Genomic DNA, 20,069 nt, shown 5'->3' on the forward strand with positions numbered 1-20,069 from the left:
GGGAGGACCACGTGCAGCAGCGGGAGGCGGCGCGGCCGACCGTCCGGGTCAAACTCGATCTGGGGTACGACGGCAGCGCCTTCTCCGGGTGGGCCGTGCAGCCCGGTCGCCGTACCGTGGCCGGGGTGCTGGCCGAGGGGCTGGCCCGGTTGTTCGGCCCGGCCGGGGCGACCGGCCTCACCGTCGCCGGCAGAACCGACGCCGGGGTGCACGCCACCGGCCAGGTCTGCCACGTCGAGCTGGCCGCGGACGGTTGGGCGGAGCTGGCCGGCAGCCTGATTCGCCGGCTGGCCGGGGTGCTGCCGCCGGACGTGCGGGTCCGCGCGGCGACGCCGGTCCCGCCGGAGTTCGACGCCCGGTTCTCGGCGACGTTCCGCCGGTACGAATACCGGGTCACCGATGCCCCGTACGGCGCCGATCCGTTGCGCCGGCACGACACCCTGGCCTGGCCCCGGCCGCTGGACCTGGCCGCGCTCAACGCGGCCGCGGCCGGACTGGTCGGAGAGCACGACTTCGCCGCGTTCTGCCGCCGCAAGGAGAACGCCACCACCCTGCGGGCGATCACCCGCCTGGACTGGCGCCGCCTGTCTGACGACGGAGATCCGGCGAGGACCGGCGGTGGGGTGCTGGTGGCGACCGTGCAGGCCGATGCGTTCTGCCAGGCGATGGTGCGCAGTCTGGTCGGCGCGATGCTGTTTGTCGGTGACGGGCGCCGGCCGGCGGACTGGCCGGCGGGGCTGTTGTCGCTGCGGGAACGGTCGAGCGCGGTGACGGTGGCGCCGGCCCACGGGCTGACCCTGGTGGAGGTGGGCTATCCGGCCGACCCGGCCGAGTTCGCCCGGCGGGCCGAGCTGACCCGCCGGTTGCGGGTCAGCTCGTCGTCCTGACCGCCGGAGCGGCGGTCATCACGGCAGGATCGTCCACCGCCACGATGGCCCGCCGGCCGAGGATCCCGTTCCGCAGGTGTAGCTCGACCATGTCGTAGAGGATCTGCCGGGCGAACGGGTCGTCGGCCGCGATCTCACCGCCGTCGGCCCGGGCGATCACGCAGTACGCCAGGAAGTGCCCCCGGACATGCCAGCCGACCTGGGCGGAGGCGAGCACCACCGGTTCGGTGCCGGCGCCGGCGGCCATCCCCTGGAACCTGCCCCGCCCGTCCGGCATCATCGACTTGATCTCCCGGTGCGCCCGGTCCGCCCCGTCCGCGTCGGCCAGGTTGAAAATGCCGGCGGTGACCAGGTACGCATCGTTGGGAGACCGCAGGGTGCCGCGTACCACCTGGTCACAGCCCAACCCGTGCAGGAGCCGGCCGAGTTCGCCGGCGGCGGCCGTCCGGCAGTCGGGGGATTCCTGCGTCTTGAGCACCCGATAGGGCGCCTCGCCGGAGTTGATGGTGATCTGCGGCTCGGGGAACACCTCCGCCGGGGTGAGCGGTAGTGGATCGACGAGCCGGGAGCTGATGTCGCGCGGCAGCGCGGTCGGGGTGGGCGCCACCTCGGTCGCCGTCGCCCCCTGGCCGCGTCGCTCGTCGACCAGGATGAAGAAGGAGCTGAGCCCGCAGACGGCGAGCAGGGTCACGGTGCCGAACGCCCCCACCAGCCACTGCCAGGACTGCAGGCGCAGCGGCCGCCAACTCCACACCGCCCTGCCCCAGGCACCGACCTGCGGCACCGGCCACCGGAGAGCCGCCGGGCGACGGGGAGCTTCCGGCCACCGGGGAGTCGCCGGGCGACGCCGTCGCCGACCCGCCGAGCGCCAGCGGGCACCGGTCGGCAGCCGGAGCCGACCGGCCCGTAGCCACGGGAGCCCGGCGTTACGCCCAAGCAACCCCCACCCGATCCACCGCACCCGGCCGCGGCGCTCCGCGCGGGTGGTGCCTTCCCTGCCGGCTGAGTCGTCCCCGACGGTCCTGGAGGTATGTCCTGTGCGGGCCGTGCGGTCGACCCGGGCGGTTCGGCGGGGTCGGGTGGCGCGATTGCGGCGCTTGGCGCAGTCTGCGTCGCGGTTGGCGCGGGAGGTTCGGTCTGCGTCCAAGTCGGTGCGGTCGGCCCGGGGAGTGCGGTCGGCGTGAGGGCTGCGGTGGGCGTGGGTGGGGAGGTTGGCGTGGGTAGCGCTGGCTGTGGTGGCGGGAGTGGGCGGGGCGAGTTGGGTAGGCCGGGGAGGTAGGACGGGTAGATCGGGTGCGGCGTGCCGGCCGGAGTTGCGGGAGCGGCGTGCCGGTCCGGCTGGTTCGTCGTACCCCGGTCTGGGGTTGTGGCGGCGTCGGGTGGGAGCGTCGCCGACCGGGATGACGGCGCGCGGGGTCGGTGGTGGTCCGGGAGGCTCCACATACCCCATGGCGGTGAGGCTAACGGACATTGCGGATAATTACCCGTTCACCATGCCGAGTTAGTACAAGATCCTCCAACCGCGACTGTCGGGTCCGGCTGGCGGCCGGCCGTCGGGCGTGGGCGACAATGCCAGGCGTGACCGGTGACCACTACTTCAGCGTCCAGCCCGGCAGCGCCGGCCATCGTCGGGACGTCGCATTCACCGTCGCCGGCCGGGAATTCTCGCTCGCGTCGGCGGCCGGGGTCTTCTCGTCGGACCGGCTGGACGCCGGCACCGCCGTCCTACTGCGCAAGGCGGAGCTGCCCGGCCCGGCCAGCGCCGGCCCGCTGCTGGATCTGGGCTGCGGGTACGGGCCGATCGCCTGCGTGCTGGCCACCGTCGCCCCGACCGCGAACGTGTGGGCGGTCGACGTCAATGCCCGCGCCCGGGAACTGACCGAGGAGAACGCGACCCGGGTGGGGGCGGCCGACCGGATCCGGGTGGCGGCGCCCGACGAGGTGCCGGCGGAGATGACGTTCGCGCAGATCTGGTCCAACCCGCCGATCCGGATCGGCAAGGCCGAGCTGCACGAGATGCTGGGGCGCTGGTTGGCTCGGCTCGCCCCCGACGGGGTCGGCTGGCTGGTGGTGGCCCGCCACCTAGGCGGCGACTCGCTGCAGCGGTGGCTGACCGAGTCCGGCTGGCAGGTCGAGCGCCATGCCAGCCAGAAGGGCTACCGGGTCCTGCGGGTGACGGCCGCCCCCCGGGCCACCGCCTAGGCGACCGGTTCCGCCGGCACCGGCTCTGCGGGCGCCGGCCTTCAGCCCGGCCCGTCTCGGCCCGGCCCGTATCGGCCCGGCCCGTATCGGCCCGGCCCGTATCGGCCCGGCCCGGCCCGTATCGGCCCGGCCCGGCCCGGTCTGCCCGGCCCGGCCCGGTCTGGTTTGCCTGGCCCGGTGTGGCCCGGTCTGGTTTGCCGGCCCAGTGTGGTCTGACTTGGCTCACGGCGGGTCGCCTGCCACTGCCGCCTAGGCCGTCTCAGCCCTTCGGGACCATCTGGAAGACACAAAGCCCTTTTTCGATATGACTCAGAGGCATAATTATGACTCGGTTGTATATTGCCGCTTGGTTATATGTGTTCTGGGTGGTGGGCGGTGGGTGGGGCGGCCCAGGCGAGGAAGCGGGACCAGATCTCCGCAGGGGCGGGCGGGGTGTGCGGGTTCAGCCTGATCAGGTCGCGGAGCGCCTCATGCATCAGGCCGGCCAGGTAGACCCGCAGCCAGGTCAGGTCGTCCGCATGCTCGCGAAGTAGGGCGAGGCGGGCAGGCCCGCAGGGCCAGTCGGCCGAGCAGTCGCGGCAGAGCCAGAGCGGCCGCCTCGGCTGGTGGCTCAGCGTTTCCACGGCCGGACCCGGACCCGATTGCTGGCCGCCGGCTCGGTTGATCCGTGAATCCGATCCGGATAACGCGGCCCCCGGTTCATCGGACGAGCTTGATTCGACTCGTGTCGGTAGAGGATGGGTGGGTAGGGCATCGGGATGGTGGGCAGGGTGTCGGGGCAGGGCCACCGCAGGCCGCACCGGCAGTAGCGCCAGAGTCGGCGCCAGTCGCGGCAGTGGCGGGGAGCGTAGGGAACCGGCTTCGGGCGTCTGCGCATGTCGGGCCGCCTGTCCTGGGTCGGCCGGTGCCCGGGGCGCGGACCACCCCTTGGATCACGCCCCGGACACCGGGATTGAGGGCCCGCCGGGGCCCCGGCCAGATCGGGAATTCCCCGGCGGGCGGTTGGCGCGCGACGCCCGGGATGCCGATGGAACCGCACGGATGGGATACCTCCCGGGCATCGCGCTGCAATCCACCCTGGACTGTGGAGGCCGGCGGGTGGAAGATGTTCGGCAGTCCGGTTGGCTGCTCAGCGTAAGTGAATGATTGCCGTCCGGAGTTTGGTGAATGGTTGGTGAGAACGGGAGGACGCGAAACCATGGCCATGTCGCCGTCGGAGTACCTGGCCCGTCAGTTGCGCCGCCGCCGGGAACGGCTCCGGCTGACCCAGGACGAATGGGGTTCCCGGCTCCACTACACGGGCCAGCACGTCAGCGCGGTCGAGCTGGGGAAACGTCCGGCGCTGCCGGACTACCTGGAGGCCGTCGACCGGGAGTTCGGCACCGATCTCGTCGACTACTACCTGGAATGCGTCAAGGACGATCCGACCCCGGTCTGGCTGCTGCCCTGGCTCGACTACGAGAAGCGGGCCACCGCCCTGCGCTCGGTCGAATTCGCCGTAGTTCCCGGCCTACTCCAAACCGAGCACTACGCCCGCCATCTTCTGGCCAGCGCGCTGCTCGACGACGTGGAGATCGAAGAGTGGCTCGCTATTCGGATGGGCCGCCAGGTCGCCGTGCTGCACCGCGACCGCCCGCCGCTGTGCATGTTCGTCATCGACCAGAACGCGCTGCTCAGGGGACCGTCCGAAGTGATGCGCGAGCAGTTGCAACACATCGCCAAGCTGAGCGATCAACTGCGGGTCTCTGTGCAGGTGGTGCCAGACGGCACCGGGCTCTACCTCGGACAGGCTGGCGCATTCGCGTTGGCCAGCTTCCACGATGGGGACGATGTCGGCTATGTGGACGATCAGCTCCAAGGCCGGGCGGTCGTGGATCCGAAGAGCGTTGCCAGCCTGAACCGCAAGTGGGACGCTGTGAGAGCGGTCGCGCTGCCGCGCGACCTGTCCCGAGACCTCATTCTGAAGCTGGTGGACGAGCTATGACCGTCGATTTACCGAGGTTCCGCAAGTCGAGCCGGAGCCAGAACGGCGGCAACAGTTGTGTCGAGGTTGCCGACAATGTGCCGGGGCGGGTGCTGATTCGCGACTCGAAGGACCGGGACGGTGGCACGCTGACCTTCGAGCCGGCTGCCTGGCGGGCCTTCGTCGACCTCGCCAGGACCCGGTAACGGCGAAATCGGCTGTTCAGCGGCGGCGTCGGTCGGGGAGGATGCCGGCGTGGGATACGTGGACGTGGCCGGGGTGGGGTACACCCTGCCGGACGGGCGGCAGCTCTTCGCCGACGTCTCGTTCCGGGTCGGCGAGGGCAAGAAGATCGCCCTGGTCGGGCCGAACGGGGCCGGCAAGACGACGCTGCTGCGGATGGTCGCCGGGGACCTGCCCACCAAGGTCGGCGGGATCGCCCGCTCCGGCGGCCTCGGCGTGATGCGCCAGTTCATCGGGATGATCGGCGACGAGTCGACGCTTGCCGACCTCGTACTCTCGCTGGCGCCGCCGCCGGTGCGGGCCGCCGGTGAACGACTCGCCCGGGCGGAGACGGCGCTGCGGGCGGTCGAGGCCCGTGGCAAGTTCAGCACCGCCGCCGGCAAGGCCCAACTGGCGTACGCGGACGCGCTCGCCGCCTGGGGTGAAGCCGGCGGGTACGAGGCGGAGGTCCTCTTCGACACCGTCTCGACGATCGTGCTCGACCTGCCCTGGGAGACCAGCCGGGAACGGCCGGTGCGCACCCTCTCCGGCGGGCAGCAGAAACGGTTCGCCCTGGAGTTGCTGCTGCGCGGCAGCGACGAGGTGCTGCTGCTCGACGAACCCGACAACTTCCTCGACGTGCCCGGCAAACGGTGGCTGGAGGGGCGGCTGCGCGAATCGGTGAAGTCCGTCCTCTACGTCTCGCACGACCGTGAGCTGCTGGCCCAGACCGCCGACCGGGTGGTGACCGTCGAGGGCGGCGGCGCCTGGGTGCACCCGGGCGGATTCGCCAGCTGGCACGCGGCCCGGGTGGCCCGGCACGACCGGCTCGACGAGCAGCGGCGCCGCTGGGACGAGGAGCACCAGAAACTGCGCGAGCTGATGCTGATGTACAAGCAGAAGGCGGCGTACAACTCGGGGATGGCCTCCCGCTACCAGGCCGCGCAGACCCGACTGCGCAAGTTCGAGGAGGCCGGGCCGCCGCCGGTGCCGCCGCCCGACCAGGACATCCGGATGCGGCTCGACGGCGGCCGGACCGGCAAACGGGCGGTGATCTGCGAAGGACTGGAGCTGGAGAACCTGACGTTCCCGTTCGACCTGGAGATCTGGTACGGCGACCGGGTGGCGGTGCTCGGCGCCAACGGCACCGGCAAGTCGCACTTTCTGCGGCTGCTGGCCCGGGGCGGCACCGACCCCGACCCGGCCGAGCTGCCGGTCGACGGGCTGGCCGCGCTCGCCCCGGTGAAGCACGGTGGCACCGCCCGGCTCGGCGCCCGGGTCCGGCCCGGCCACTTCTCACAGACCCACGACCGGCCCGAACTGATGGACAAGACCCTCGTCGACGTGCTCTGGCGGGGCGACGACCACCGGGCCGGGATGGACCGGCACGCGGCCATGAAGGTGCTCAACCGGTACGAGCTGGCCGGCCAGGGCGACCAGCGGTTCGGCACCCTCTCCGGCGGGCAGCAGGCCCGGTTCCTGGTGCTGCTGCTGGAACTCTCCGGCGCCACCCTGCTGCTGCTCGACGAGCCCACCGACAACCTCGACCTGGCCTCGGCCGAAGCCCTCGAACAGGGGCTGCACGCCTTCCAGGGCACGGTGATCGCGGTCACCCACGACCGCTGGTTCACCCGGTCGTTCGGCCGGTTCGTCCTGTTCCGCGGCGACGGCGAGGTGGTCGAGACCCCGGAACCGGTCTGGGACGTCGGCTGAGGATGGTCGCCGAGTAGGGTGCGTGGCGTGTCCAAGTCCGCCAAGTCGATCGTCCGCCGGGTCGCCGAGATCGTCATCACCGCCGCGTTCGTCGGCTTCATCGTCTGGTCCGTGGCCGGCCGCTGGTCGGAGGTCACCGGGGTCATCGGCGACCTGTCCGTCCCGGCGCTGGCGCTGTCGGGGGTGGCCGCGCTCGCCGCGATCTGGTGCAGCTTCCTGAGCTGGCGGGCGATCCTGGCCGACTTCGGCAGCCAGGTGCCGGTCCGGGGCGGGATGAAGATCTTCTTCGTCGGGCAGCTCGGCAAGTACCTGCCCGGCAAGGTGTGGCCGATCGTCACCCAGGCCCGGCTCGGCAAGGCTTACCAGGTGCCGGGGCGGTCGTCGGCCGCCGCCGTGCTGCTGACCATGGCGATCACCCTCGGCACCGGGCTGCTGCTGACCGCCGTCACACTGCCGGTGCTCGGCGGCCGGGCCCTCGACCAGTACTGGTGGGTCCTGCTGGCGCTGCCGCTGGCCGCCGTCGCGCTCTGGCCGCCGGTGCTCAACCGCGCCCTCGGGTACGCGATGAAGCTGGCCCGACGCGAGCCGATGCCCCGACCGCTGACCCTGGGCGGGATCGGGCGGTCGGTCGGCTGGGCGGTGGCGACCTGGCTCTGCTACGGCGTACACCTGTGGGCCTTGCTTTTGGATCTCGGGGGGAGTGGCGGAGACCTGTTGCTGCGGTCGATCGGGGCGTTCGCCGGGTCGTGGGCGATCGGGTTCCTGCTCTCGGTCGCGCCGGCCGGGCTCGGCCCCCGGGAGGCGGCGCTGACCGTGCTGCTCGGCGCCACCGTCAGCGAGCCCGCCGCGCTCGTCGCGGTGGTGGTGTCCCGGCTGCTGATGACCGTCGCCGACCTGGTCTGGCCGGCGGTCGCCGTGCTCGCCGAACGCCGCCGCCAACGCCGCGCGGCCGACACCGCCGAGGAACCGGCAAACCATCCCGATCCCGCCGCCACGGCAGAGACCTCGCAGACCCCCGCCTCAGCCTGACGCGGTTCTACGCTGCGCTACAGTGCTGCGGTGCGCTGGCTGGCTTTTGGCACCTATGACGTTCGGCGGCACCCCCGCGTCGGCGTACTCATCGAAGGTCTTCGGGACAGCGGTGACGACGTCGTCGAGGTCAACGCCCCGCTGCCCTTGGACACCGCGGCCCGGGTCGCCATGCTCAAGCAGCCCTGGCGGCTGCCGGTGCTGGCCTGGAAGCTGGCGGCCTGCTGGACCTCGCTGATCCGCCAGGCGCGGCGGCGACGGGACGAGCCGGTGGACGCCGTCCTGGTCGGCTACCTCGGGCACTTCGACGTCCGGCTGGCCCGGCGACTGTTCCGGCGCACCCCGATCGTGCTCGATCATCTGATCTCCGCCGCCGGCACCGCGCGGGACCGCGGCCTGGCCGACGGCGGCGGAATCAAGGGCAGGTTGATGCGGGCCATCGACGACGGGGCACTGCGCAGCGCCGACCTCATCGTGGTGGACACCGCCGAGCACCTGGCCGCGCTGCCCGCCAACGCCGCCGACCGGGGAGTGATCGCGCCGGTCGGCGCCGGCGCCGAATGGTACGCCGCCGCCCGGTCCGCCGGCGAACGCGCCGACGGCCCACTCCGGGTGATCTTCGTGGGGCTCTTCACCCCGCTGCACGGTACGACCACCCTCGGCGCGGCGCTGGCCCAGCTGACCGGCGACGAGCGGATCGAGATCACCATGGTCGGCACCGGGCAGGACCACGCGGGATGCCGGACGCTGGCCGCCGCGAACCCCCGGATCACCTGGATCGACTGGGTGACCGGCGGGGAGCTGCCCGCCCTGGTCGCCGGCCACGACGTGTCGCTCGGGATCTTCGGCACCACCGCCAAGGCGCGCAACGTGGTGCCGACGAAGGTCTTCCAGGGAGCCGCCGCCGGCTGCGCGATCGTCACCTCGGACACCCCGCCGCAGCGCCAGCTGCTCGGCGACGCGGCGCTCTTCGTACCCCCCGGGGACGCCGACGCGCTGGCGGACGCCCTGCGTGAACTGGCCGCGGACCCGGCCCGGCTGGCCCAGCTCAAGACCGCCGCGGCGGCCCGGGCCGCCGAACGGTTCGCGCCCGCCACCGTGGTCGCCCCGGTCCGCGACCGGCTGGCCGCGTCATCCCCGGCGGCCGCCGCCGCACCACCGACCGCGCCGCCCCCAGGCGCAGAACCCTCCGTATCGCCGGAAGCGAGGACCTCAGCCCGATGAGCAAGCAGTCCGATCCGCCGCTCGCCCCCAGGGCGGCGCTGCGCTGGAACGTGGTCCGCCGGACCGTGGCGGAGATCCGCCCGCACAGCATCCTCGAACTCGGCTGCGGCATGGGCGGCTTCGGGATGCGGCTGGCGCAACTCGCCCCGGGCGGCTACACGGCCGTGGAACCGGACGACGGCAGCTTCGAGACGGCCCGCCAGCGGATCGAGTCGGTCGGCGGCACGGTCATCCACGGCGACCACAACAAGGTCCCGACCGGCACCCAGTACGACCTGGTCTGCGCGTTCGAGGTGCTGGAGCACATCGCCGACGACGCCGCCGCGCTGGCCGACTGGCTGCCGCTGGTCAAGCCCGGCGGTCACCTGCTGCTGTCGGTGCCGTCCGACCCGGAGCGGTTCAACGCCTGGGACACCCTGGTCGGGCACTACCGGCGCTACTCGGCCGAGCAGCTGCGGGAACGGCTGGTCGAGGCGGGCACCGCCGAGCCGCGCCTGGTGCACTACGGCTGGCCGCTCGGCTACCTGCTCGACTCGGTCCGGGACAAGATGGCCGGCAAGCGGGAGGACGGCGCGGCCGAGACCGCCGAGGAGCGCACCTCCGGTTCCGGCCGGATCCTGCAGCCGACCGGGGCGCTGGCCGGCGGCATGATCAAGCTTGCGGTCTCGCCGTTCGTCGCGCTGCAGCGGATGCGCCCCAGCCGCGGGCCGGGCCTGGTCGCCCTGGCCGCCCGCCCGACGGCCTGATCGACCGGGCCGGACCGAAACGACGACGCGCCCGCCCGGGCCGGAGGATCTCCGGTACGGGCGGGCGCGGTTCTGTGTGGGTGGCCGGATCAACCCTGGGCGGCGGCCCGCAGGTCGGCCACCCGGAACAGTCCGTAGTAGCCCTCCTCGGCGACCGCCTGCTGCTTGATCGACTCGGGTAGCCACTCCGGCTTGCGGTTCATGTTCATCAGGACCAGATCCTCCGGGCGGGGCTGGTGCACCGCCGCCGGATCGGTGCCCAGCACCAGCTCCTCGTTGAGCGCCCGCGGCGTCAGGTCCCAGTAGTAGGCCAGCCAGCGGGGCGTACTCAGGCCGCCGCCGACGGTCCAGGCGGAGCGCTGGCCGCTGGCCGGGCCGTGCTCGGCGACCAGCCGACCCGCGTCGATCGGCTCGGCGACGTGCTTGCGCTCCGTCGGCCCGAAGATCAGGAAGGCGAGGTACGCGACAAGCAGCACCCCGGCCGCGACCGACCGGGCGGTCAACGCGGTCGGCACCCGGGCGGCGGCCCAGTCCAGCAGAACGCCGATGCCGACCAGCCCCAGGATCAGCGCCGGGTAGGACCAGTACGAGTGGATGAACGCCCCGTTGTTGAGCACCAGCATCCAGCCCAGCGTGAAGGCCGTCGCCACCGCGACGTAGAACCGGGTGCGCCGGACCAGCAACCCCATCACCACCCCGATCGGCAGCAGCAACAGGTACCACTTGGGCAGCATCAGGTCGGCGTACTGCCACTGCCGGCGGAGGAACTCCAGTGCCGTGTAGTCGCCACCCGCCGTCCGGGTGTCGGTCTGGTTGCTGAGGTTGCTGATGCCGCTGATGCCGACGACGAAGGTGAGGCTGAGCGCCACCCCGAGCACCATCGAGGCGCCGACCGCCACCGTCACCCGGTCCAGCCTGCGGGCCGCGAACAGCCACAGCCCGAGCACCGCCGACAGGGCGATGCCCGGCCAGGAGACCAGGCAGGCGAGCAGGGCCGCCGCGCAGGCCGACAGCACCAGCCAGCGGGGCGGATCCGGCCGGCGCCGCAGGTGCACCACGGCGGCCGAGAGCGCCAGGATCGGGCCGAGGTCGAACATCAACGGGCTGTACACCCAGAAGAAGGTGGTCGCCACGGTCAGCCCGATCGACAACAGGGTGCTGGTCCAGCTGATCCCGAAGCCCCGCAGCAGCGCGGCGGCGGCGGGGATGACCAGCAGCGCCAACAGGTACGGCGCGAGCCACACCTCGGCCTCGCTGTCGCCGGGCAACAGCCCGAACAGGGCGGTGAGCGCGTTGAGCAGCGGCGGGTGGTGCGCGTACGACGCCGAGGCGTACGGCAGCCAGTCGGCGCTGAACGACGAACCGACCAGCCCGTCTTCCTGCAGGTTGCGCAGGTGCAGGGCGTACCGCCCGATGATCCGGCCGAGGTGGTTGTCGCCGAACGGGGCGGTGATCAGCGGCAGCCAGCTCACCGCGATCACGGCCGTGATCGCGCCGACCGACAGCCATCCCCAGCGGTCGGCGCGGTCCGGGCCGTTCCCCGTGCCGGCCGCGTCCGGGTTCGGGTCGACCGGGGCCACGCCCGACGCGGAGTCCGCGTCGGGCGTGTGCCGGGTGTCCGGTGCAGAGGAAAGCTGGCCGCTCATGGGCGATCTCTCTGGCTAGTTCCAGGCAGGTCGTACCGGGTTGGAGCGCGATCCGTAAGGAGCGGGTGCTAGTCGGCCCGGGAGCGCACGATGAGGTCTGCGAGCAGCGCGACCGCGCCGATCATCAGGCCGGTCATCACGATCATGATGGTGTTGGTGGCGATCCGCACCGGGTTGGCGATCACGTCGTAGATCACCTTGCCGCCGCCGATGGCCAGCAGCCAGAGGGCGAGCGGCATCAGCACCTTGAGCGGGTTGAAGTACATCACCATCCGCAGCACCTGCAGGATGTAGCGGTAGGCGTCCGAGACGAAATGGAACTTCGAGGAGCCGGAGCGCTTCGAGTAGGTGATCGGCACGTACTGCACGGTGTGCTGGTTGTGCAGGAACGCCATCGTGATCGTGGTGACGCAGGAGAATCCGGGGGGCAGCAGCCGCAGGTACGGCAGCGACACCTCGCGGCGGAACGCCCGCAGACCGGAGTTCAGGTCGGGGATCTTGGTCCCGGCCAGCCGCTCGGCGATCTTGCGGATCAGCCACTTCGCCGGCACCCGCAGCATCTTGTGCGTACCCTGCTCGCTGGTCCGGGCCCCGACCACCTGGTCGATGGACTGGTCCTTCTCCAGCAGCTGCACGAACTCGGGGATCCGCTCGTTCGGGTAGGTCATGTCCGCGTCGGTCCACACCACGATCTCGCCGCGGGCCTGCTGGGTGCCGATCCGGCGGGCCGTGCCCGAACCACCGTTGCGGGCGAACGGGAGCACCCGCAGGTGCGGGAAGCGCAGCGACGCCTCCTGCAGGATCTGCAGGGTGTTGTCGGTGGACTTGTCGTCGATGGCGAGCAGCTCGTAGCGGTAGCCGCTGCGGTCCATCGACTCGGAGATCCGTTCGATCTCCTTCAGGAGGTGATCCTGCTCGTTGTAGCAGGGCAGCACGACCGTCACGTCCAAGCGCGCGTCGTCGTCCCTGGAGGCCTGGGCCGGTACCGTCGCCACCGCAGCGCCGGGTCCGTCGACATGGCCTGTCACTGTCATTTCACCCACACTCCTGGAGTAGCCGGCGGATTGGGGTAACGTAAGGAGCCGCCGGAATCGTGCCCACCATATAGCAGTCTCGTGTCGTCTCCGACATCCCGCCGCCCGCCTCGCGCGCCCGCTTCTGACGCCCGGTTGCAGCGCCGGCCGGCGCGGTGCCGGCATAGGGTAAACCGGTGACTGAGATGATCTATCGCCGGCTGGGCGATTCGGGACTCGTGGTGTCAGTGGTGGGAATCGGCTGCAACAACTTCGGCCGCAAGCTCGACCAGGACGGCACCACCGCGGTCGTCGACGCGGCCCTGGACGCCGGGATCAACTTCTTCGACACCGCCGACATCTACGGCGAGCCGCACGGCGGCTCCGAGGAGCAGTTGGGCGTGGCCCTGCGGGGCCGCCGGGACGACGTGGTGGTGGCGACCAAGTTCGGCATGGACATGTCCGGGATGAACGGCCCGGACCACGGCGCCCGCGGATCCCGCCGGTACATCGCCCGGGCGGTCGAGGCGTCCCTGCGCCGGCTCGGCACCGACCACATCGACCTCTATCAGTTCCACCAGCCCGACCCGGGCACCCCGATCGAGGAGACGCTGGCCGCGCTGGACGACCTGGTCCGGGCCGGCAAGGTCCGCTACCTGGGCAACTCGAACTTCGCCGGCTGGCAGATCGCCGACGCCGACTGGCGGGCCCGGACCACCGGGCGTACCCCGTTCATCAGCGCCCAGAACCACTACAGCCTGCTGCAACGAGACGTCGAGGCCGAGGTGGTGCCGGCCTGTGAGCGGTTCGGGCTCGGCCTGCTGCCGTTCTTCCCGCTCGCCAACGGCCTGCTCACCGGGAAGTACCGGCGGGGCGAGACGCCGCCGGCCGGCAGCCGGCTGGCCGGCGGCGGACGGTACGCCGAACGGCTCGCCGCCGCGCCCTGGGACACCATCGAGGCGCTGCGGAAGTACGCCGCCGAGCGGGAGCTCAGCATGCTGGACGTGGCGATCGGCGGGCTCGCCGCCCAGCCGGCCGTGACCTCCGTGATCGCCGGTGCGACCACCCCGGAGCAGGTCCGGGCGAACGCGGCCGCCGGCCGCTGGCAGCCGACCCCGGCGGACCTGGCCGAGCTGCGGACCATCCTCTGACCCGAGGGACGCCAGCGGGCGCGGCCCTTTACGGAACCGTGACCCGCCCCGTACCCTCGGCGGTACGAGTAACCCACGGGAGCCCGGCGCACCGGGCTGAGAGGGAGGCTGACACGGCCTCCGACCGTCGAACCTGATCCGGGTAATGCCGGCGCAGGGAGGAGTGCCACCGTGCCAACTCTGGGACGACTGCACCTGATCACCGACGGCCGGCCGGGCCACGATCCGCTCACCCTGCTCCGCGCCGTCCGCCCACTCGCCGGCCCGGACCTCGTCATCCAGGTCCGGGTCCCGGACACCGCCACCGACCGGCAGGCATACGCGCTGACCACCCGGGTCGTCGCCCTGTTCGCCGGCACCGGCACCCGGTGCCTGGTCAACGACCGGCTGCACGTCGCGCTCGCGGCCGGCGCGGCCGGCGGCCACGTCGGGGCCGACGACCTGCCGGTCGCGGTGGCCCGTCGGGTCCTCGGCCCGGAGGCGGTGCTCGGTGCCACCGCCCGCACCCCCGCCGACGCCGTCGCCGCCGCGTCGGCCGGCGCGGACTACGTCGGCGTCGGCCCCTGCTTCGCCACCGACACCAAGTCGGGACTGCCCCCGCCGATCGGGCCGGACGGCGTCCGGCGGGTCGCCGGCACGGTCGACCTCCCGGTGGTCGCCATCGGCGGGGTCACCCTGGCCACGGTGCCCGCCCTGACCGCGGCCGGCGCCCACGGCGTCGCGGTGATCAGCGCGGTCTCCGCCGCCGCCGACCCGGCGGCCGCGGTCGCCGACCTGCTGAAAGCACTGCAATGCTGACCGGCCCGGGACCTGCGCCGGGGTCCGGGCGTGCGCCGGGGTCTGCGACCGGGCCTGGGGCGGGGTCGGTTGGCCGGCCGGATGTGCTGGTGGTCGGTGGCGGGCCGATCGGGCTGGCGACCGCCTGGCGGTGCGCGGCCCGGGGGCTGCGGGTGACCGTGCACGACCCGGCGCCCGGCTCCGGCGCGGTGGCGGTCGCTGCCGGGATGCTCTCGCCGGTCGCCGAGTCGCACTTCGGCGAGGCCGAACTGACCCGGCTGATGCTCGACTCGGCCGCCCGGTGGCCCGCGTTCGCCGAGGAGCTGTCCGCCCGCACCGGGCAGGACATCGGCTACCGGACCGACGGCACGCTCGTGGTGGCGCTCACCGCCGACGACATCGCCGAGGCGCGGCGGCTGGTCGCGTACCAGCGGGAGTTGGGACTGCCGATCACCCGGCAGACGCCGGCGGAGCTGCGGGACCGCGAGCCGCTGCTGGCGCCGCGGCTGGCCGGCGGCGGCTACGCGCCCGACGACCACCAGGTCGACCCCCGCCGGCTGTCGGCCGCGCTGCGGGCCGCCGCCGAGTCCGCCGGGGTCGGGTTCGTGCCGGCCCCGGTGACGGACCTGGCGAGCCTGGACGCCGGCACGGTGGTGGTGGCGGCCGGGTACGCGGCGGGCCAGCTGACCGGGCTGCCGGTCCGGCCGGTGAAGGGCCAGATCCTCCGGCTCCGGGCGCCCGATGGCGCCGCGCCGGGCTTCCGGCACGTGATCCGGGGGTACGCCGACGGCCGGTCGGTCTACCTGGTGCCGAGGCGGGACGGTGAGGTGGTGGTCGGCGCCACCGTCGAGGAACGGTCCGACCAGGCGGTCACCGCGGGCGGAGTGCTGGGTCTGCTCCGCGCCGCCACCGACCTGCTGCCGGAGCTCGCCGAGTACGACCTGGTCGAGGCGGGCGCCGGGCTGCGACCGGGTACGCCGGACAACGCCCCGATCATCGGTGCGCTGCCCGACCGGCCCGAGGGGGCCGCCGCCCTGGTGGTGGCGACCGGTCACCACCGGCACGGGGTCCTGCTCACCCCGGTGACCGCGGAGCTGGTCGCCGACCTGGTGGCCACCGGCGTACCGGATCCGGCACTGGCGCCGTTCGCGCCCGACCGGTTCACCCGACCCTGAGCTGACCGGCCGCGCGGCCACGCGGACCGGACCGACCGACGGAGGGAGCGGTGGTGGAGCTGATCGTGAACGGTGAACAACGCCGGTTGCCCGGCGCGCTGACGGTGGCGGAGCTGGTCGTCGAGGTGACCGCGCAGGTCCGCGGCGTCGCGGTGGCAGTCAACGGTGAGGTGGTCCCGCGGGCCGGATGGCCGGCGACGGCGCTGCGCGACGGCGACCGGGTCGAGGTGCTGACCGCGGCGCAGGGCGGGTGAGGTCGATGTCGACACCCACGCCGGCCGCCGACAGCGGTCCCGCCGTCGCGGCAGCCGACGCCCCCGGGGCTGACGATCCGTTCCTGCTCGGCGGCGAGGTGCTGGGCTCCCGGCTGATCCTCGGCACCGGCGGCGCGTCGAGCATGCGGGCCATCGAGGACTCGATCCGCGCCTCCGGTGCGGCGCTGGTGACCGTCGCCCTGCGCCGGGTGGACTCGGCCGGCACCCCCGGCGGGCTGCTGGACGTGCTGGACCGGTGCGGGGTGAAGCTGCTGCCCAACACCGCCGGCTGCTACACGGCGACCGAGGCGGTGAAGGTGGCCCGGCTGGCCCGGGACGCCTTCGAGACGGACTGGATCAAGCTGGAGGTGATCGGCGACGAGCGCACCCTGCTGCCGGACGCCGTCGAGCTGGTCCGGGCCGCCGAGGAGCTGGTCGCCGACGGGTTCACCGTGCTGCCGTACACGACCGACGACCCGGTGCTCGCCCGGCGACTGGCCGACCTCGGCTGCGCGGCCGTGATGCCGGCCGGCGCGCCGATCGGATCCGGCCTCGGCATCAACAATCCACACCAGATCCGGCTGCTCCGGCAGAGCGTGTCGGTGCCGGTGATCCTGGACGCCGGGATCGGCACCGCCTCGGACGCGGCGCTGGCGATGGAGCTCGGCTGCGACGGGGTGCTGCTGGCCAGCGCCGTGACCCGGGCCACCGAGCCGGCCCGGATGGCCACCGCGATGCGGTACGCGGTCGAGGCGGGCCGGCTGGCGGCGCGGGCCGGGCGCATCCCGCGCCGCTTCCACGCGCTCGCCTCCACCCCGGACGACGGGCGGCCGGACCTGTGACCGGGCCGGTGCCGACCGGGTTGCTGCTGGTCACCGACCGGAGCCAGGCCCGCCGGTCGCTGACATCGCAGGTCGCGGCGGTGGTGCGGGCCGGTGTCCGGTGGGTGCTGCTGCGGGAACGCGACCTGCCGGGTGACCGGCGGCGGGCCCTCGCCGACCGGCTACGGACGATCCTCGATCCGGTCGGCGGCCGGCTGATCGTGGCCGGCCCCGACCCGTTGGGCGGCACCGCCGTACACCTGCCGGCACCGGCCCTGGGCGGCCCGCCGGCTCTGGCCGGCCAGCCTGGTCTGGGAGGCGGCCTGCTCGTCGGGCGGTCCTGCCACGACGCGACGGAGCTGGCCCGGGTCACCACCGAGGACTACGTGACGCTGTCACCGGTCTTCGCCAGCCGGTCGAAGCCGGGCTACGGTCCGGCACTCGGCCCGGCCGGGCTGGCCGAACTGAGCGGGCGCAGCCGGGTGCCGGTGCTCGCGCTGGGCGGCGTCGAGACGCCCGAGCGGGTCGCCGCCTGCGTCGCCGCCGGGGCGGCCGGGGTGGCGGTGATGGGTGCGCTGATGCGCGCCGACGACCCCGGCGGACTCGCCCGTACCCTGCTGGCCGCTGCCGACCAGGCCCGCCCCAGCCGGCGGCGTCGACCGGCAGCGGCCAGCCCGTTGGCGGCCGGTCTGGCAGCGGCCAGCCCGTTGGCGGCCGGTCTGGCAGCGGCCAGCCCGTTGGCGGCCGGGCGGTCGGTGGGTGGCCAGGGTGGGGAGGGGGACCGGTGACCCCGGCGGTCGCGCTCACCATCGCCGGCTCCGACTCCGGCGGCGGCGCCGGGATCCAGGCCGACCTGAAGGTCTTCGCCGCGCTCGGCGTCTACGGCACCTCGGTCATCACCGCCGTCACCGCGCAGAACACCCGGGCCGTCACCGGTGTGCACGCGGTCCCGTCCACCATGGTCGCCGGGCAGCTCGACACCGTCCTGGACGACCTTCCGGTCCGGGCGGCCAAGACCGGCATGCTCGGCTCACAGCGGATCGCCACGGCCGTCGCCGCCCGCGTCCGGGCCGGGCAGCTGCCGGCGCTGGTCGTCGACCCGGTACTCGTCTCCACCAGCGGACACCGGCTCGGCGCGGCCACGGCGGTGCAGCGGCTGCTGCCGTACGCGCTGATCTCGACGCCGAACCGCGCGGAGGCCGCGGCGCTCCTCGGACGCCCGGTGGACACCCCCGACGAGATGGCCGCCGCCGCCCGCGACCTGGCCGCGGGCGGACCGAGGTTCGTGCTGGTCACCGGCGGCGACGCGGGGGCCGACGGGACCACCCCCGGTGAGGCCGTCGACGCGTTCTGGACCGGGACCCGGAGCATCCTGCTGCGGGGTCCGTGGATCGCCACCCGCAACACCCACGGCACCGGCTGCTCGCTGTCGGCCGCGATCGCCGCCCGGCTCGCGCTCGGCGACGACGTGCCGGCGGCCGTGCGGGCGGCGAAGGAGTACGTCGGTCGCGCGCTCGCCGGTGGCAGCGGCTGGCGGTTGGGCACCGGCCATGGCCCGCTCGACCACTTCGGGTGGTCGGACCGAAACCCAGGAGGTTGCTGATGGAGGCTCGTCGCAAGGTGTACGTCGAAGGGACGCGTCCCGACGTCCGGGTGCCCTTCGCGGAGGTCCGGCTGGCCGGTGACAACCCGCCGGTCCGGCTCTACGACACCTCCGGTCCGGGGTCCGACCCGGAGGTGGGGCTGCCGCCGCTGCGCGGTGCCTGGATCGCCGAACGCGGCGATGTCGCGCCGGTGCGCGGCGCCGGGACCCCGCTGGCCGGTCGCCGGCCGACCCAGCTCGGTTACGCCCGGGCCGGAATGATCACCCCCGAGATGGAGTTCGTGGCGGTCCGCGAAGGGCTCCCGGCCGAGCTGGTACGCGACGAGATCGCCGCCGGCCGGGCGGTGCTGCCCGCCAACGTCAACCACCCCGAAACCGAGCCGATGATCATCGGCAGCCGGTTCCTGGTGAAGGTCAACGCCAACATCGGCACCTCGGCGGTGACCTCCTCGATCGCCGAGGAGGTGGAGAAGCTGACCTGGGCCACCCGCTGGGGCGCGGACACCGTGATGGACCTCTCCACCGGGCGGCGCATCCACGAGACCCGGGAGGCGATCATCCGCAACTCGGCGGTGCCGATCGGGACGGTGCCGATCTACCAGGCGCTGGAGAAGGTCGACGGGGACCCGACGAAGCTGTCCTGGGAGGTGTTCCGGGAGACCGTCATCGAGCAGGCCGAACAGGGCGTCGACTACATGACCGTGCACGCCGGGGTGCTGCTGCCGTACGTGCCGCTGGCGGTGGACCGGGTCACCGGGATCGTCTCCCGGGGCGGCTCCATCATGGCCGCCTGGTGCCTGGCCCACCACGAGGAGAACTTCCTCTACACCAACTTCGCCGAGCTGTGCGAGATCCTGGCCCGCTACGACGTCACGTTCTCCCTCGGCGACGGCCTGCGTCCGGGGTCGATCGCCGACGCGAACGACGAGGCCCAGTTCGCCGAGCTGCGCACCCTCGGCGAGCTGACCTCGGTGGCATGGGAGCACGACGTGCAGGTGATGATCGAGGGACCGGGACACGTGCCCATGCACAAGATCAAGGAGAACGTGGACCTGCAGCGGGAGCTGTGCCACGAGGCGCCGTTCTACACCCTCGGCCCGCTGACCACCGACATCGCGCCCGCGTACGACCACATCACCTCGGCCATCGGCGCCGCCATGATCGGCATGTTCGGTACCGCGATGCTCTGCTACGTCACCCCGAAGGAGCACCTGGGGCTGCCGGACCGCGACGACGTCAAGGCCGGGGTCATCGCGTACAAGATCGCGGCGCACGCCGCCGACCTGGCCAAGGGGCACCCCGGTGCCCAGGCGTGGGACGACGCGCTCTCCAAGGCCCGGTTCGAGTTCCGCTGGGAGGACCAGTTCAACCTGTCGCTGGACCCGGAGACCGCCCGCTCCTACCACGACGCCACCCTGCCCGCCGCCCCCGCCAAGACCGCCCACTTCTGCTCGATGTGCGGCCCCAAGTTCTGCTCCATGAAGATCAGCCAGGAACTCAAGGAGTACGCGGAGCGCGGTATGCGGGACAAGTCCGCCGAGTTCGTCGAGTCAGGCGCCCGCGTCTACCTACCCCTCGCCTGACCACCCCCGCTGCCCCTCTTTCTCCAAGATCGTGGCGCACTCAGCCGTTGAAAATGGCGG

At 73.0% G+C, this 20,069-nt stretch carries 20 protein-coding genes and 1 riboswitch; of the genes, 16 read left to right on the forward strand and 4 right to left on the reverse strand.

The genetic code is table 11. The annotated features are described in order from the left end of the window. Window positions 1–11 precede the first annotated feature (11 nt). Window positions 12–887, forward strand: a complete 876-nt coding sequence (truA, locus tag O7627_RS03905; protein WP_278098143.1) for a tRNA pseudouridine(38-40) synthase TruA — start codon at window positions 12–14, stop codon at window positions 885–887. Here truA and O7627_RS03910 read toward each other — a convergent pair. Then, window positions 871–1,671 carry a hypothetical protein gene (locus O7627_RS03910; protein ID WP_278092124.1) on the reverse strand — a complete coding sequence of 267 codons (801 nt, stop codon included), beginning with the start codon at window positions 1,669–1,671 and terminating at the stop codon, window positions 871–873. The genes truA and O7627_RS03910 overlap by 17 nt on opposite strands. 794 nt (window positions 1,672–2,465) lie before the next feature. Here O7627_RS03910 and O7627_RS03915 point away from each other — a divergent pair. Further along, window positions 2,466–3,089, forward strand: coding sequence for a methyltransferase (locus O7627_RS03915; protein ID WP_278092125.1), 624 nt, complete (start codon window positions 2,466–2,468; stop codon window positions 3,087–3,089). 350 nt (window positions 3,090–3,439) lie between these two features. Here the strand turns inward: O7627_RS03915 and O7627_RS03920 are convergent, their stop codons facing one another. Further along, window positions 3,440–3,712, reverse strand: a complete 273-nt coding sequence (locus O7627_RS03920) for a hypothetical protein (protein ID WP_278092126.1) — start codon at window positions 3,710–3,712, stop codon at window positions 3,440–3,442. 575 nt (window positions 3,713–4,287) lie between these two features. On the opposite strand from O7627_RS03920, the gene O7627_RS03925 reads away from it, so the two are divergent. The 6 genes from O7627_RS03925 to O7627_RS03950 are packed head-to-tail and all read left to right on the forward strand — an operon-like array spanning window position 4,288 to window position 9,986. Next, the gene (locus O7627_RS03925; RefSeq protein WP_278092127.1) at window positions 4,288–5,073 is read left to right on the forward strand and encodes a DUF5753 domain-containing protein; all 786 of its coding nucleotides are present in this window, start codon (window positions 4,288–4,290) and stop codon (window positions 5,071–5,073) included. Then, entirely contained in the window at window positions 5,070–5,258 is a 189-nt protein-coding gene (locus tag O7627_RS03930) for a DUF397 domain-containing protein (protein ID WP_278092128.1), read from the forward strand. The genes O7627_RS03925 and O7627_RS03930 overlap by 4 nt, the downstream gene beginning before the upstream one ends. Before the next feature lie 49 nt (window positions 5,259–5,307). Next, window positions 5,308–6,987 carry an ATP-binding cassette domain-containing protein gene (locus tag O7627_RS03935; RefSeq protein ID WP_278092129.1) on the forward strand — a complete coding sequence of 560 codons (1,680 nt, stop codon included), beginning with the start codon at window positions 5,308–5,310 and terminating at the stop codon, window positions 6,985–6,987. 27 nt (window positions 6,988–7,014) lie between these two features. Next, window positions 7,015–8,016, forward strand: coding sequence for a lysylphosphatidylglycerol synthase domain-containing protein (locus tag O7627_RS03940; RefSeq protein WP_278092130.1), 1,002 nt, complete (start codon window positions 7,015–7,017; stop codon window positions 8,014–8,016). A gap of 30 nt (window positions 8,017–8,046) precedes the next feature. Beyond that, window positions 8,047–9,240 (forward strand): glycosyltransferase, encoded by a 1,194-nt coding sequence (locus O7627_RS03945; protein WP_278092131.1) that lies wholly within the window; start codon window positions 8,047–8,049, stop codon window positions 9,238–9,240. Continuing rightward, window positions 9,237–9,986: a class I SAM-dependent methyltransferase gene (locus tag O7627_RS03950; protein WP_278092132.1), complete on the forward strand. Its 750-nt coding sequence runs from the start codon at window positions 9,237–9,239 to the stop codon at window positions 9,984–9,986. Before O7627_RS03945 ends, O7627_RS03950 begins: the two co-directional genes overlap by 4 nt. 89 nt (window positions 9,987–10,075) lie before the next feature. On the opposite strand, the gene O7627_RS03955 is transcribed toward O7627_RS03950, so the two are convergent. Together O7627_RS03955 and O7627_RS03960 are read right to left on the reverse strand one after the other, a co-directional pair. Next, on the reverse strand, window positions 10,076–11,632 hold the full coding sequence (locus O7627_RS03955) for a hypothetical protein (protein ID WP_278092133.1): 1,557 nt from the start codon (window positions 11,630–11,632) through the stop codon (window positions 10,076–10,078). A gap of 68 nt (window positions 11,633–11,700) precedes the next feature. Then, complete coding sequence (locus tag O7627_RS03960) at window positions 11,701–12,666, reverse strand: glycosyltransferase family 2 protein (RefSeq protein ID WP_278092134.1); 966 nt, start codon at window positions 12,664–12,666, stop codon at window positions 11,701–11,703. Between the two features lie 185 nt (window positions 12,667–12,851). Here O7627_RS03960 and O7627_RS03965 point away from each other — a divergent pair, with 185 nt between their 5' ends. The 8 genes from O7627_RS03965 (at window position 12,852) to thiC (ending at window position 20,009) form a co-directional block, all read left to right on the forward strand. Then, window positions 12,852–13,796 (forward strand): aldo/keto reductase, encoded by a 945-nt coding sequence (locus O7627_RS03965; protein WP_278098144.1) that lies wholly within the window; start codon window positions 12,852–12,854, stop codon window positions 13,794–13,796. Window positions 13,797–13,861: 65 nt separating this feature from the next. Next, a riboswitch (TPP riboswitch) is annotated at window positions 13,862–13,973 on the forward strand. Next, window positions 13,968–14,594, forward strand: a complete 627-nt coding sequence (gene thiE / locus O7627_RS03970) for a thiamine phosphate synthase (RefSeq protein WP_278092135.1) — start codon at window positions 13,968–13,970, stop codon at window positions 14,592–14,594. It overlaps the preceding riboswitch by 6 nt. Further along, on the forward strand, window positions 14,588–15,748 hold the full coding sequence (gene thiO / locus O7627_RS03975; protein ID WP_278092136.1) for a glycine oxidase ThiO: 1,161 nt from the start codon (window positions 14,588–14,590) through the stop codon (window positions 15,746–15,748). Before thiE ends, thiO begins: the two co-directional genes overlap by 7 nt. A gap of 53 nt (window positions 15,749–15,801) precedes the next feature. Continuing rightward, window positions 15,802–16,002, forward strand: coding sequence for a sulfur carrier protein ThiS (gene thiS / locus O7627_RS03980; RefSeq protein ID WP_278092137.1), 201 nt, complete (start codon window positions 15,802–15,804; stop codon window positions 16,000–16,002). 143 nt (window positions 16,003–16,145) lie between these two features. Continuing rightward, the gene (locus O7627_RS03985) at window positions 16,146–16,844 is read left to right on the forward strand and encodes a thiazole synthase (protein WP_278098145.1); all 699 of its coding nucleotides are present in this window, start codon (window positions 16,146–16,148) and stop codon (window positions 16,842–16,844) included. Next, window positions 16,841–17,611, forward strand: a complete 771-nt coding sequence (locus O7627_RS03990) for a thiamine phosphate synthase (protein ID WP_278092138.1) — start codon at window positions 16,841–16,843, stop codon at window positions 17,609–17,611. The genes O7627_RS03985 and O7627_RS03990 overlap by 4 nt, the downstream gene beginning before the upstream one ends. Beyond that, on the forward strand, window positions 17,608–18,426 hold the full coding sequence (thiD, locus tag O7627_RS03995; RefSeq protein WP_278092139.1) for a bifunctional hydroxymethylpyrimidine kinase/phosphomethylpyrimidine kinase: 819 nt from the start codon (window positions 17,608–17,610) through the stop codon (window positions 18,424–18,426). Before O7627_RS03990 ends, thiD begins: the two co-directional genes overlap by 4 nt. Beyond that, a complete protein-coding gene (thiC, locus tag O7627_RS04000) occupies window positions 18,426–20,009 on the forward strand; it encodes a phosphomethylpyrimidine synthase ThiC (protein ID WP_278092140.1) in 1,584 nt (527 codons plus the stop codon). The genes thiD and thiC overlap by 1 nt, the downstream gene beginning before the upstream one ends. Window positions 20,010–20,069: the final 60 nt, after the last annotated feature.

The organism is Solwaraspora sp. WMMD1047 (genome assembly GCF_029626155.1).
Taxonomy (GTDB): domain Bacteria; phylum Actinomycetota; class Actinomycetes; order Mycobacteriales; family Micromonosporaceae; genus WMMD1047.